The 13,350-nt window shown below is 65.7% G+C and carries 11 protein-coding genes; 6 read left to right on the forward strand and 5 right to left on the reverse strand.

Annotated elements, in window-relative coordinates; translation table 11 throughout:
- Nucleotides 1–3: 3 nt before the first annotated feature.
- Together HZS63_RS10585 and queG are read right to left on the reverse strand one after the other, a co-directional pair.
- On the reverse strand, nucleotides 4–807 hold the full coding sequence (locus tag HZS63_RS10585; protein WP_180684004.1) for an MlaE family ABC transporter permease: 804 nt from the start codon (nucleotides 805–807) through the stop codon (nucleotides 4–6).
- Complete coding sequence (gene queG / locus HZS63_RS10590; protein ID WP_180684005.1) at nucleotides 804–1,913, reverse strand: tRNA epoxyqueuosine(34) reductase QueG; 1,110 nt, start codon at nucleotides 1,911–1,913, stop codon at nucleotides 804–806. The genes HZS63_RS10585 and queG overlap by 4 nt, the downstream gene beginning before the upstream one ends.
- Between queG and tsaE the strand changes: the two genes are divergently transcribed.
- Together tsaE and HZS63_RS10600 are read left to right on the forward strand one after the other, a co-directional pair.
- A complete protein-coding gene (gene tsaE / locus HZS63_RS10595) occupies nucleotides 1,896–2,444 on the forward strand; it encodes a tRNA (adenosine(37)-N6)-threonylcarbamoyltransferase complex ATPase subunit type 1 TsaE (protein ID WP_425505953.1) in 549 nt (182 codons plus the stop codon). The two genes, queG and tsaE, sit on opposite strands and share 18 nt — an antisense overlap.
- Nucleotides 2,441–3,865 (forward strand): N-acetylmuramoyl-L-alanine amidase, encoded by a 1,425-nt coding sequence (locus HZS63_RS10600; RefSeq protein ID WP_180684007.1) that lies wholly within the window; start codon nucleotides 2,441–2,443, stop codon nucleotides 3,863–3,865. The genes tsaE and HZS63_RS10600 overlap by 4 nt, the downstream gene beginning before the upstream one ends.
- A 48-nt stretch (nucleotides 3,866–3,913) precedes the next feature.
- Here the strand turns inward: HZS63_RS10600 and HZS63_RS10605 are convergent, their stop codons facing one another.
- Together HZS63_RS10605 and HZS63_RS10610 are read right to left on the reverse strand one after the other, a co-directional pair.
- A complete protein-coding gene (locus HZS63_RS10605; RefSeq protein WP_180684008.1) occupies nucleotides 3,914–4,414 on the reverse strand; it encodes an aromatic-ring-hydroxylating dioxygenase subunit beta in 501 nt (166 codons plus the stop codon).
- 19 nt (nucleotides 4,415–4,433) lie between these two features.
- Nucleotides 4,434–5,828 (reverse strand): aromatic ring-hydroxylating dioxygenase subunit alpha, encoded by a 1,395-nt coding sequence (locus tag HZS63_RS10610; protein ID WP_180684009.1) that lies wholly within the window; start codon nucleotides 5,826–5,828, stop codon nucleotides 4,434–4,436.
- Nucleotides 5,829–6,594: 766 nt separating this feature from the next.
- Here HZS63_RS10610 and mutL point away from each other — a divergent pair.
- The 4 genes from mutL to miaA all read left to right on the forward strand — a co-directional run bounded on the left by mutL (nucleotide 6,595) and on the right by miaA (nucleotide 12,348).
- Nucleotides 6,595–8,526, forward strand: a complete 1,932-nt coding sequence (gene mutL / locus HZS63_RS10615; protein ID WP_343039981.1) for a DNA mismatch repair endonuclease MutL — start codon at nucleotides 6,595–6,597, stop codon at nucleotides 8,524–8,526.
- A gap of 129 nt (nucleotides 8,527–8,655) precedes the next feature.
- Entirely contained in the window at nucleotides 8,656–9,999 is a 1,344-nt protein-coding gene (gene gdhA, locus HZS63_RS10620) for an NADP-specific glutamate dehydrogenase (protein WP_180684010.1), read from the forward strand.
- 79 nt (nucleotides 10,000–10,078) lie between these two features.
- The gene (locus HZS63_RS10625; RefSeq protein ID WP_180684011.1) at nucleotides 10,079–11,314 is read left to right on the forward strand and encodes a multidrug effflux MFS transporter; all 1,236 of its coding nucleotides are present in this window, start codon (nucleotides 10,079–10,081) and stop codon (nucleotides 11,312–11,314) included.
- Nucleotides 11,311–12,348 (forward strand): tRNA (adenosine(37)-N6)-dimethylallyltransferase MiaA, encoded by a 1,038-nt coding sequence (gene miaA / locus HZS63_RS10630; RefSeq protein WP_180684012.1) that lies wholly within the window; start codon nucleotides 11,311–11,313, stop codon nucleotides 12,346–12,348. Before HZS63_RS10625 ends, miaA begins: the two co-directional genes overlap by 4 nt.
- Nucleotides 12,349–12,361: 13 nt before the next feature.
- Here the strand turns inward: miaA and HZS63_RS10635 are convergent, their stop codons facing one another.
- Nucleotides 12,362–13,315, reverse strand: coding sequence for an NAD(P)H-dependent flavin oxidoreductase (locus HZS63_RS10635; protein WP_180684013.1), 954 nt, complete (start codon nucleotides 13,313–13,315; stop codon nucleotides 12,362–12,364).
- Nucleotides 13,316–13,350 lie beyond the last annotated feature (35 nt).

Genomic DNA, 13,350 nt, shown 5'->3' on the forward strand with positions numbered 1-13,350 from the left:
GCGTCAATAATAGTTGCCCATCAGGGAGATCAGCTCGATCACGAGCAGGGCCAGAAACATGCGGACCAAAGACCGAAGCTCGCTGCTGGCGCGCCGTTCGGGGTCGGGTGGGTCGTACAGGCTGGAGGCCAGCGGAATCAGGGCCACGGTGAGCGCGAAGAACAGCGTCTTGAAGGTGAAGATGAGCGTCACGACCGGGTTGAAGACATGGCCCACCATGCGGGTGTAGCTCCCGATCGCCCAGGGGTTGAAGCCGTAGATGTTCAGGTAGGCCAGCACCAGCGCCACCACGCAACTGAGGGCCGCCAGCATGAACACCGAAAACATGCCCGCCAGGGCCCGGGGCAACACCAGCCAGTGCAGCACGTCGCGCCCCTGCGCCTTGCAGGCGTCGAATGCCCCCTGCTGCCGCAGCGCTATGAGTTCCGCCCCCTGCGGAATGGTGATGCGCAACGCCACGAACAGGGCGGCAGCCAGCGGGATCAATTCCAGCACCAGCACCCGCACGACCATGTCCACGGCATACTGGGACAGCCCGTAGCTCAGCGCCGTGACCACCACGATGCGGATCAGCACCAACCCGAGCAGGGCCGAGAGCACGGTGAACCAGAGCAGGACCGGTGCCGTGGCCAGGTACAGGTGACGGGCCAGCACCGGCCAGCGCTCACGCCGGTAGCTCGATGGCGAGACCGCCAGCACCAGGATCACCGCCCCCAAGTGCACGATGCGCCACCAGTTGGTCAGCCAGCGCAGCCCTCCCCGGCCGAGGTCGAGCAGGGCAGCGTGGAGACTGGACAACGGCTTCATGTGCTCGATCTTAGCGCTTGCTGCAGCGCCCAGGACACATGTTCTCGCACCAGTGGACTGGGATGTTCGGCACGGGACTGCAGGGCCTGCGTGACCTGTACGGCATCGGCAGGAGCCAACCCGGTGGCCAGGGCATTGCCCAGCGCCACCGCCACATTGCGCAGCCAGCGTTCATGGCCGATGCGGCGGATAGGTGTGCCTTCGGTGCGTTGCAGGAACTCGGTTTCAGACCACAGAAAGCACTCCACCAAACGGCTGCCGGACAGGCCCGAGCGCTCGTCGAAATCCGGCAACGGCGTGCGACGGGCGAATTTGTTCCACGGGCAGACCAACTGACAGTCGTCGCAACCGTAGATCCGGTTGCCCATCAGGGGGCGCAAAGGCACGGGAATCGGACCGGCGTGCTCGATGGTGAGGTAGGAGATGCAGCGTCGCGCATCCAGCCGGTACGGCCCCACCAGCGCCCCGGTGGGGCAGGCCATGAGGCACGCCGTGCATGCACCGCAATGGCTACTCACCGCCACCGTGGTCGGCAAGGCGACATTGACGAAGATTTCCCCCAGAAAGAACATGGAGCCGCCATCGCGGTCCAGCGCCAGTGTGTGCTTGCCACGCCAGCCGATGCCGCTGCGCTGCGCGAGCTCCACCTCCAGCACGGGAGCGGAGTCGGTGAACACCCGGTATGCGAACCCATCTGCATCTTGTGCCGGCAAGGCCTGCTGCATGCGCTCGGCCAGCTTTTGCAAGCGCTGGCGCAGCACCTTGTGGTAGTCTCGCCCACGGGCATAGAGGGACACCACGGCTTCGAGCGGCCGCTCGAGCCGGGCCCATTCCTCGGCCCGCCAGTCGTCGGTCCGCCGGGCTGGCAGATAATCCATACGGGCGGTCACCACGCTTATGGTGCCGGGCACGAGTTCGGCGGGGCGCGCGCGCTTGAGGCCATGGCGGGCCATGTAGTCCATCTCGCCATGGAAGCCGGCCTCCAGCCAAGCCAGCAAGCCCGGCTCGGCATCGCGCAGGTCCACCCCGGCCACGCCGATTTGGGACAATCCCAGATCGCGCGCCCACTGGCGGACATGCGTGACGAATTGAGCAGCATCGAACATCAACCGCAGATTGTAGAAACAGGGATGAGCAACCATGCCGCGCCCGCGGAACACACGATCGCCTGCGGCTCGGAGCAGGCCACCGAGACGCTCGCCCAGCGGCTGGCCGGCAGCGACGCCCTGGCCCACGCCGCCATCCACCTGCACGGCGATCTGGGCGCAGGCAAAACCACCTTCGTTCGCCTGCTGCTCCGCGCCTTGGGGGTGACGGGTCGCATCAAAAGCCCCTCTTACGCCATCGTCGAACCGCACACCACCCCCGCCCGACCAGCCTGGCCGCAGGGCCTGACGGTATCGCACTTCGACTTCTACCGCTTCAGCAATCCCCGGGAATGGGAAGATGCGGGCTTGCGCGAACTTTTCGCAGCCCCCGGGCTCAAGCTGGTCGAGTGGCCGGAGAAAGCCGCCGGATATCTGCCCTTGCCCGACCTCGACATCACCATCGACACCCTGGATGACGACACCCGCATGTTCCGCATTCGCGCCCTGACCCCCACCGGCAAGCACTTGCTGGAGACCCTGGACGCATGAAACGCCGAACCGCTTTCCAATGGTTGGGCGCGGCCAGCACGCTTTTGCTTACGTTGGGCCCTCATGAACTGGCCCGTGGTGCAACCATCGTCGCGGTGCGCATGTGGCCGGCCAAGGACTACACCCGCATCACCATCGAATCGGATGCGGAACTCAACGCCACCCCTTTCTTCGTGGCCGATCCGCCGCGCCTGGCCGTGGACATCGAGGGCATCGAAATCGTGCCGGCCCTGCGCGACCTCATCGGTCATGTGCGGGCCGACGATCCCAATGTGGCCGGGGTGCGAGTGGGGCAGAACGCGCCCAACGTGGTGCGTATCGTGATCGACCTCAAGCGCCCCATCACCCCGCAGGTGTTCCAGCTCGCCCCGGTGGCGGCCTACCAGCACCGGCTGGTGATGGACCTCTACCCGACCGAGGCCCGCGATCCGCTGGAAGAGCTCATTGCCCAGCGACTGCGTGAGCTCGACCAGGCCCAACCAGCTCCCCAGACCGATGACCCGCTCGGAGACCTGATCGCACAGCTGCCCGGCGAGCCCACCACTCAGACGCCGCGGCCGGCGGCCACTGCACCCCCCCCGCCCCAACGGCCCGAGACCTACGCCACCGATCCATCCGCTCCTGCGTCGCGGGACCCCGCGCGCCCGGCCTTCAGCGCCAAGCAGCGCCCTGGGGCACCTACCACGGGTGGGCGGGTGGATCGCCTGATCGTGGTCGCGCTGGACCCCGGCCACGGCGGCGAGGACCCCGGCGCCATCGGCCCTGGCGGCACGCGCGAAAAAGACGTGGTGCTGGCCATTGCCCGCCTGTTGCGCGATCGCATCAACCGGACCCAGGTCAATGGCCACACGATGCGGGCCTTCCTCACCCGCGATGGCGACTATTTCGTTCCGCTGCATGTGCGAGTGGACAAGGCACGACGAGTGGAGGCCGACCTCTTCGTGAGCATCCATGCCGATGCCTTCTACACCCCGCGGCCCCGGGGCGCCAGCGTCTATGCCCTCAGCCAACGGGGTGCCACCAGCGCGGCGGCCCGCTGGATCGCCGACAAGGAAAACGCCGCCGACCTGGTGGGGGGCGTGAACATGCGCGCCCGTGATGCAGAGCTTCAACGCACGCTGCTGGACATGAGCACCACGGCACAGATCAACGACAGCTTGAAACTCGGGCGAGCGATGCTTGCCGAGATCGGGCGCGTCGGACGCCTGCACAAACCCCAGGTCGAGCAGGCTGGCTTCGCCGTGTTGCGTGCCCCCGACATCCCCAGCATCCTGGTCGAGACGGCTTTCATCAGCAATCCCGACGAGGAACGTCGGCTGCGCGACCCGCGGTTTCAGGCCGACATGGCCGACGCGCTGCTGCGGGGCATCGTTGCCTACTTTTCGCAGAATCCGCCACTGGCACGCAGCCGCGCGCTCTGAGCATGGGTTGTTCTCTGCGCCGCGCCGATCGAGAGCGTGTCGGCTTGCTCACACCGGGTAAATGAGCGAGTTCAGGATGAGTTCACTGTCATACACGCAATGGCGGCTGCGCAGCTTGAGCACGCCACCTTCACGTATCCATTCGTCGATGTAGCGGCCCACGTTGAACACCTCGCTCACGCTGCCCGGCTTGGTGCGGAACACCGCGTAGTGGGCCTGGGCGCGCACCACCTCCACACCCTCCTCCTGCGCCACCTCCAGCACCCGGGCGGGGCTGATGACATGGCGCATGTGGTAAGGCCCGTGGTAAATGGTCTGCGTGATGCAGTAGACGCGGTCCTTCATCATGCCCTGACTCTCGAAATACATGAGTGACAGCGGCAGACCACGGTCGTAGTTCTCGCGCGCCTGTACCCGGTAGTGGCCATCGGCGACAAAGAAGCCGGGCCAGTCGGCATAGCGCTTTTCGTCCAGGGCGGCGGCGTAGGCGGCGTTGAGCTGGTCGATCTCGTGGTGCAGCCAGAGCGTTTGCAATTGTTCGGGTGTCATGGCGTGGTTCTTTCGCGGCTCACAGGGACATCGCCTTTTTCCAGTAGTCATACATAGCGCGGATGAGTGTTTCGGTCACCATGTGCTCGGTGGGTGGCTGGCCCACGCCGGAATCCTTGCCGCCCAGCTCACATAGGGTATGCCCCTGGCCCAGGCCGTCGCTGTTTCGTTGTTCAAAGCCGTCCTGGCTGAACTCGATCACCTCGCCATCATCGGCGCTCACGAAACCGGCCGGGCCGAACAGGTTGGCCTGGCGCAGGCGTCGTTCGGTCATCTCGGGGGTGTCATCGGCAAAGCCGAAATGCGTCCACACGAAATCAAAGCTGCCATGGCCGCGCGGCTGGATGTGCCGGGTGGACAGCGAGTTGACCTGCTGTTGCACAATGAGGCTGGGGAACAGCGTGATCATGGTCACCGTGGGTGTGATGGTTTGGCCTGGCTGCGTGGGGTCGGGCACCGTCCACCAGGGCTCGGGCACGACGTCCAGCAGGCGCATGTCGTGGAGCGTCATGTTGGCCTTGAAACTGGTCACACCCTGGGTGACGTCGGTCTGCACGCCGGAGTCTTTGGCCGGCCCCTGACCGCCGTCGTTGCGGCGCGAGATCATCACCGCGTGGCGACCGTGTTCGTCCATCACCATGCGGCTTTTCTGGTCGGCACGCCACAGGCCGAAGGTGACGAACCAGGTGTGCAGCAGCCCCGGGTGGTAAGGATCCTTGATGTTTTCCATCATCAGCTTCCAGTTGCCCGGAATGCGCTGGCGGTTGTAGCCCAAAAGGGTGAGCTGGCGCGAGCCGTTGGGACCCTGGAAGATGCGGTCCAGCCAGGGCAGGATGTGGGGGCCCAGGTAGTCGCGCAGCGGTTCTGCCTGATCGCTGAAAGTGGCAAACACCAAGCCGTGCAGCACCTCCACGCGCAGCTTGGTCAGGCCGTTGTGCTGCAGGCTGAAGTCCGGTGGCATGCCTCCGTTGATGCACTCTCCCTGTTCAGTGACCACCTTGACGCCGTCCTTGAACGGCAGGCCGGCGAGGTCACCGTTGAGCTTGTAGGTCCACTGGTGGTAGGGGCAGACGAAGCTGCGCGCGTTGCCGTGAGGCTCCTGGCAGAAGCGCACGCCCCGGTGGGCGCAGCGGTTTTCCACCACACGGATGCCGTGGTCCGTGGCCCGGTCCTTCGGCATCACGCGGTCTCGCACCATGATGACCTGGCGCTCGCCCACCCAACTCAGCTTGTAGTCTCCGGGTTTGGGGATCTCGGCCTCCAGGCCGACATAACACCAGTGCGGCCCGTAGAACAGGCGGTCGAGTTCGCGCTGGTAGACGGCCGGGTCGGTGTAGGCCCAGAAAGGCACGCGGCTGGAGCCTTCCTGCACGGGCCAGCGGGCGTTGGTTTGCGGTTCGATGAAGGCGTTCATGGGAGAGCTCCAAGCGGTGATCGATACATATAGTATGTTTACTTATTAATTCATTCCACTAGGGTTTACGCGCATCTGCACTGGGGGTCTGGTGGGGGATGTTTGTTGGAGACGGGTGAGTTGCGACTGCGGGGGACGTCGCTTGCTGCGGCAGACCTGGCCCTGTGGGGGCTCATACTGTGACGGTCGGCGCCAGGGCGCCGACTCCGCTGCGTCCTCCTGTCTGGGGCCAGTGCGACGGAACTCGCTTCGTTCGCTTTGCGCTCACTGCGCTCAGACAGCCGCCGCAAGTCAGTTCATGAAGCGCGCTCACGCGCGCCCGGCCCCAGGCAGGCGGCCACAGCCGCCACAGAAATCGCCCCCACAGGGCCAGGCCTCCCGCAGCCACCAAGTACGTTGGAGCGCAACTGGTGGTGTGCCAACATCGTCTCAGCCAAGGCGGGTGCGCCCAGGGGCTGGCGCGCCTTGCGGGGTGCCGAGAAGCGCAGAGGCCGTGGCCGCACGCACAGCGTGCATCCACCTCTGACTCGCGGCGGCTGTTTGAGCGCAGTGAGCGCCAAGCGAACGAAGCGAGTTCCGCCGCGTGGCCACGGCATCGAGCATCGAAGGGGAGCCGGTGCGCAGCACCGGCCACCTCGCTGAAGCGCCAGCCCCTGGGCGCACACATCTTGGCCACCAAATACCTGGGCGCGAGACAGGCATTGGCGCGAAAGCATTCACACCAAAGAGCTCCCACACCCACCATCTCGCCTCCTACAATCGCCCGGTGAACCACGCCACCCCGATCCGCCCCCACCTGCAGCCCCGCCGCCCCATACAGGAACTGCCCGATGAACTGATCAGCCAGATCGCTGCCGGCGAAGTGGTCGAACGTCCGGCGTCGGTGGTGCGGGAACTGGTGGACAACGCGCTAGACGCCGGTGCCACCCAGATCACCGTGCGGCTGCAAGCCGGCGGCGTCCGCCTGATTGCCGTCGAGGACGATGGCTGCGGCATTCCTCGAGAGGAACTGTCCACCGCCTTGAAGCGACACGCCACCAGCAAGATACGTAACCTGGCCGAACTCGAAGCCGTGGACACCATGGGGTTTCGCGGAGAAGCTTTGGCTGCCATTCACTCGATTGCCGAAGTCAGCCTGCTCTCGCGCAGCGTGGATGCACCCGACCCCCACGCCTGGATGCTGCACGGCCGCACGGGTGAAATCACCCCTGCTGCGCGCACACCCGGCACCACCGTGGAAGTCCGCGAGCTGTTCTACGCCACGCCGGCCCGCCGCAAGTTCCTCAAAACCGACGCAACCGAACTGGCCCACTGCCTCGAAGCCGTGCGCCGCCATGCCCTGGCGCGCCCGGAAGTGGGTTTTGCCGTGTGGCACGAAGGCAAGCTGATCGAGCAATGGCGCGCTGTGCTCGACGAGGAACCCCATCGAGCACTGGATCGGCGGCTGGCCGACGTGCTCGGCGACGATTTTCTGGCCGCCAGCGTGCCCATCCAAGGCCAGGCGATGGGAATCCAAGTCTGGGGCCGCGCGGGCTTGCCTGACGCCGCGCGTGCCCGTGCCGACCGGCAGTTTGCCTACGTCAACGGCCGCTTCGTGCGCGACAAGGTGGTGGCTCATGCCGTCCGCAGCGCCTATGAGGATGTGCTCCACGGCCAACGCCAGCCGGTGTACGCCCTGTTCATCACCCTGGACCCGAGCCGGGTCGATGTCAACGTGCATCCCACCAAGATCGAGGTGCGCTTCCGCGACAGTCGCGAGGTGCATCAAGCGGTGCGCAACGCCGTGGAGCATGCCCTCGCGGCCCCGCGCATGGCCGGCTCCCAGACGACCCCGTCCACAGACCCCCTGCTCAGCCCGGTGCCCACCCCGCCACTGCAGCGCCCGCACACGCAAATGGGTCTGGATGTGAGCTCCCCGCATCCCGCGCCTGCCTGGACCAGCCTCTCCCAAGTACGTAATACCTCTGTCTCAGGGCATGCGGTCAACGACCTCGCTGCCTTGTGGAACCCGGCATCCAGCCACCCCCCCGCTCCAACCGGCAGCCCGCCCTCCGACACACCCTCACCGGCTGGCAACGCTGAATCCACACCAGACACCGCCCCCACCTGGCCCCTGGGCCGAGCCATTGCCCAATTGCACGGCGTGTACCTGCTGGCCGAAAACGCCCAAGGGCTGGTGCTGGTGGACATGCACGCCGCCCACGAGCGCATCGTCTATGAACGCCTGAAAACCCAGCTGGATACGGCAGGCGATCGACCCTTGCCCAGCCAGCCGCTGCTCATACCCGCCACCTTCGCAGCCACCCCCACCGAAGTGGCCACCACCGAGGCCCATCAAACCACGCTGCAGCGCCTGGGGTTGGACATCACCCCTTTCTCCTTGCGAACCCTCGCCGTCCGGGCGGTACCGGCCGCGCTGGCTCAGGGCGATGTGGTCGAACTCGCGCGCAGTGTGCTCGCCGAACTGTCGCAACACGATGCCGCCACCGTGGTGCAACGGGCGCATCACGAACTGCTGGCCACCATGGCCTGCCATGGCGCGGTGCGCGCCAACCGCCGTCTGACGCTGGAAGAGATGAATGCGCTGCTGCGCCAAATGGAAGCGACCGAAAGAAGCGACCAGTGCAACCATGGACGCCCCACATGGCGTCAGCTCAGCCTGCGCGAATTGGACGCCCTGTTCCTGCGTGGGCGCTGATTTCGGGCGCCCCACAGGGGTGCAAATGGCACCCAGCATGCCCATCCATGCCCCAACTTCGGGAAAAGCCGCCTTCAAATCGTGCAAAATGCGTATCCCTCATAACCCACATGACCCTAGGCTGTCCCGATGAAATACGCCTCTCTGCATGATTTCCTGGCACACGTTTCCCTCCGCAACCCCGGTCAACCCGAGTTTCTACAAGCCGTCACCGAGGTCATGGAAAGCCTCTGGCCCTTCATCGAACAGCATCCCCGCTACGCCGAGCAGGGCTTGCTCGACCGCCTCGTGGAGCCTGAGCGCGTGGTCATGTTCCGGGTATCGTGGGTGAACGACCAAGGCGACGTACAGGTCAACCGCGCCTACCGCATCCAGCACAGCTCGGCCATCGGCCCATACAAGGGTGGCATGCGCTTTCACCCTTCGGTGAACCTGTCCATCCTCAAGTTCTTGGCCTTCGAGCAGACCTTCAAGAACGCGCTCACCACCCTGCCCATGGGCGGCGGCAAAGGCGGCTCCGACTTCGACCCCAAGGGCAAGAGCCCGGGCGAAGTGATGCGTTTCTGCCAGGCGCTCGTCACCGAGTTGTTCCGGCACCTGGGTTCCGACACCGACGTTCCGGCGGGCGACATCGGGGTCGGTGGGCGTGAGGTAGGCTATATGGCCGGCATGATGAAGAAGCTCAGCAACCGGGCCGACTGCGTTTTCACGGGCAAGGGCCTGAGTTTCGGGGGCTCCCTGATCCGCCCCGAGGCCACAGGCTATGGCACCGTGTACTTCGCCCAAGAAATGCTCAAGCGCCAAGGCATGGGCTTCGACGGTCTGCGCGTGAGCGTGTCGGGTTCGGGCAATGTGGCCCAGTACGCCGTGGAAAAGGCCATGGCCCTGGGGGCCAAGGTGGTTACCGTGTCCGACTCCAGCGGCACCGTGATCGACGAGGACGGCTTCACCCCGGAAAAGCTGGCCGAGCTGATGGAGGTGAAGAACCATTTGTATGGCCGCGTCAGCGACTACGCTGCCCGCACCCGGACCCGTTTCGAGCCGGGCATCAAGCCTTGGGCCGTTCCGGTCGATGTGGCCCTGCCCTGCGCCACCCAGAACGAACTCGACGCTTCCGACGCCCACACGCTGCTGAAGAACGGCGTGAAATGCGTGGCCGAGGGCGCCAACATGCCCACCACCATGGAAGCCGTGAAACTGTTTGAAGACCACGGTGTGCTTTACGCCCCGGGCAAGGCCAGCAACGCCGGCGGCGTGGCCACCTCCGGGCTGGAAATGAGCCAAAACGCCATGCGCATGAACTGGCCCCGTGAGGAAGTGGATGCGCGCCTGCACGGCATCATGGTCGGCATCCACGAAGCCTGCGTGCACCACGGCCAGCGCCCCGACGGCACTTTGAGCTACGTGGATGGCGCCAACATCGCCGGCTTCGTGAAAGTGGCCGACGCCATGCTGGCCCAGGGTGTGATCTGAACGCCGGGAGCTTACTGATGGATGCGGCCGTGTCCGTTCTGTTACGCTCGCGGCAATGACTTCTGCCATTCGCCCATCCATGTCCTCCGGCTTGGTGGTGCTGGTGCTGTCGCTGCTGCTTGGCGTCCAGCCCATCGCCACCGATTTATACCTCCCGGCATTGCCCGCCATGACCCAAGGCTTCGGTGCCTCCATGCACCAAGCCCAGTTGACCCTCACGGCACTGTTGCTCGCGTTCGGGCTGTCTCAGCTCGTCTGGGGCCCCTTGTCAGACCGTCTGGGCCGCCGGCCGATCTTGCTGTGGGGCATGGGCGCATTCGCGCTGGCCTCTGCCGGAAGTGTCTTTGCTTCCAGTATGGAGCAATTGGTGCTGTGGCGCACCGTGCAAGGTGCGGCGATGGGGGCTGCAGTGATGTGCGCGCGAGCCATCGTACGGGACTTGTACGGCCCTGCCGAAGGCGCCCGCATGATGTCCAAAGGGTTGAGCGGGCTGGGGGTATTCGCCTGTATCAGCGCACCGCTGGGTGGATTCCTGTCGGACTGGTTCGGCTGGCGGGCCGCCTTGGGCGCCCTCGCGGTTTTTGGTGCTGGCACCCTGGCACTGCTGGTCTGGCGCTTCGAGGAAACACTGCCTCCCGAGCGGCGACAGGTCTTGAGCTGGTCGGAAAAGATGCGCGTCTGGTCAAACATCCTGCGCCACCCCACGTTCTGGACCTACGCTTTGCTGGCCACGGCCTCGTATGGCGGCCTGTTCACGTTCCTGGCCACCTCTTCTTTCGTGTTCATCAACGCCCTGGGCCTAAGCAAGACCCACTACGGCCTGCTCATGTTCTCGATGTCCTTCGTGTATATCGTGGGCACGGTCGTTTGCCGCCGGCTCATCCCCCGCCTCGGTGTGCGCCGCACGGTGGCCCTGGCCGCCGCCTTCACCCTGTCGGGCGGCACATTGATGGGGCTGTTCGGCTGGCTGGGCTGGCACAACACCTGGGCCATCATGTTGCCCTACTACCTGTTCATCCTGGCGCACGGGGTGCACCAGCCCTGCGGCCAGAGCGGGGCCGTGTCGCCCTTCCCGCAAGCGGCTGGTACCGCATCGGCACTCAGCGGTTTTCTGATGATGGTGGCGGCCTTTGCCATGGGGCAATGGCTGGGCGGTCGCATGCCGGTGGGCACCGACAACGCCACCGTGCTGCCGCTCACCAACGGCCTGTGGTTTTGGAGCCTGGTCATCGCCACCATCGCCTGGACGCTCGTCCAACGCTACGGTGAAACCCGGCAACCGCCCCAGCGCACCCACACCCCCGCCACCTCATGACCGCGCCATGCTGGCTGGCCATCGCCGGGCCAACCGCCTCCGGCAAGACGGCACTGGCACTGGAGATCGCCCAACGCTGGCCGGTGGAGATCATCAGCGTCGATTCGGCCCTGGTGTATCGGGGCATGGACATTGGCACCGCCAAGCCATCGGCGGCAGAGCTGGCCCGGGTTCCGCATCACCTGATCGACATCCGGGATCCGGCCGAACCCTACAGCGCCGCCGAGTTCGTGCGCGATGCGACGCGCCTGGTCCACGCCATCCGTGCCCGGCAAAGGCTACCCCTGCTGGTGGGGGGCACCATGCTGTACTTCAAGGCCCTGTTCGAAGGGCTGGACGACATGCCCCCAGCCCAGCCAGCCCTGAGGCTCGCCATCGCGCAACGAGCCCTCGCCAGGGGGTGGCCCGCGCTGCATGCCGAACTCGCGCACGTGGACCCGCAGACTGCCGCGCGGCTCGCCCCCAACGATGCCCAACGCATTGCTCGCGCCCTGGAGGTGTATGAAGCAACCGGACGGCCGATTTCAGCCTTTCAGCGGCGGGCGGCCAGAAGCGACATGGCCGGAGCACCGCTCATTGACGGTCTCGCCGGGGCCTTCTGGACCCTCGAGCCGACGCAGCGCCTTTGGCTGCACCAGCGCATCGAGCAACGCTTCGACGCCATGCTGGCCGCCGGATTTCTGGATGAGGTCAAGCGTCTGCGCCAGCGCGGGGATCTGACACCCGACCTGCCCTCCATCCGCTGTGTGGGTTATCGGCAGGCCTGGGAAGCGCTGGACGGCGTGCCCTCGGGCGATCCATCCGATCTCACGGTGGACCGTCGAGCCACTTTGCGCCAGCGCGGCATCTTCGCCACCCGGCAGCTCGCCAAACGCCAACTCACCTGGCTGCGCGGCATGGCTGGGCGCCGTGTCTGGGCCTGCGACGATCCGTCTGTCTCGCTCCACCTGATCCAAGGGGTGCATGACACATTCGGGGCCTGCTTCACGCAAAATCCGTCACCACCGTCAGAGGTGAAAACGACCAACGCTTGAACCCCTGCGGCGCTCAGAGTCCGAGCCGGGCCCGGGCCTGCGCATACTCACGCTTGAGCCGTTCGATGCGCTGGGCTGCCGGCACCACCGCATCGACCACGCCAATCCCCTGACCACTGCCCCAGATGTCCTTCCAGGCCTTGGTGCTGCCACTGCCGAAACTCATCTTGCTCGGATCGCTCTCGGGGAGGTTGTCAGGATCGAGGCCGGCCGCGCGGATGGACGCCTTGAGATAATTGCCATGCACACCCGTGAACAGGTTGCTGTAGACGATGTCGTCCGAGGTGCCTTCGACGATCGCCTGCTTGTAGGCATCGGCGGCGCGCGCCTCTTCGGTGGCAATGAAAGCCGAGCCGATGTAGGCGAAATCTGCCCCCATGGCCTGGGCCGCCAGCACCGCCCCCCCCGTGGCGATCGCCCCCGCCAGGGCCAACGGGCCGTCGAACCACTGGCGGATCTCCTGCACCAACGCAAACGGGCTCTTGGTGCCGGCATGGCCACCGGCTCCGGCCGCCACGGCGATCAGGCCATCGGCGCCCTTGTCGATCGCCTTGTGCGCAAAGGTGTTGTTGATGATGTCGTGCAGCACCACCCCACCCCAGCCATGCACGGCCTGGTTGACGTCCTCGCGCGCCCCCAGGCTGGTGATGACGATGGGCACCTTGTACTTGGCGCACAGCGCCATGTCATGCTCCAGCCGGTCGTTGCTCTTGTGCACGATCTGGTTGATGGCAAACGGTGCGGCCGGCTGCTCGGGATGATCGCGGTCGTGCGCGGCCAGCGCCTCGGTGATCTCGGCCAACCACTCATCGAGCTGGCTGGCCGGGCGGGCGTTGAGCGCCGGCATGGAACCCACGATACCGGCTTTGCACTGAGCAATGACGAGCTTGGGGTTGCTGATGATGAAGAGCGGCGATCCGATGACCGGAAAAGCCACGCGCTTCAGGACGGGGGGCAGTGTGGACATGAAGTCTCCTGACGAATGCACAACGATGCCGAACA

It is taken from the genome of Tepidicella baoligensis (genome assembly GCF_013432195.1).
In the GTDB taxonomy this organism is placed as follows: Bacteria; Pseudomonadota; Gammaproteobacteria; order Burkholderiales; family Burkholderiaceae_C; genus Tepidicella; species Tepidicella baoligensis.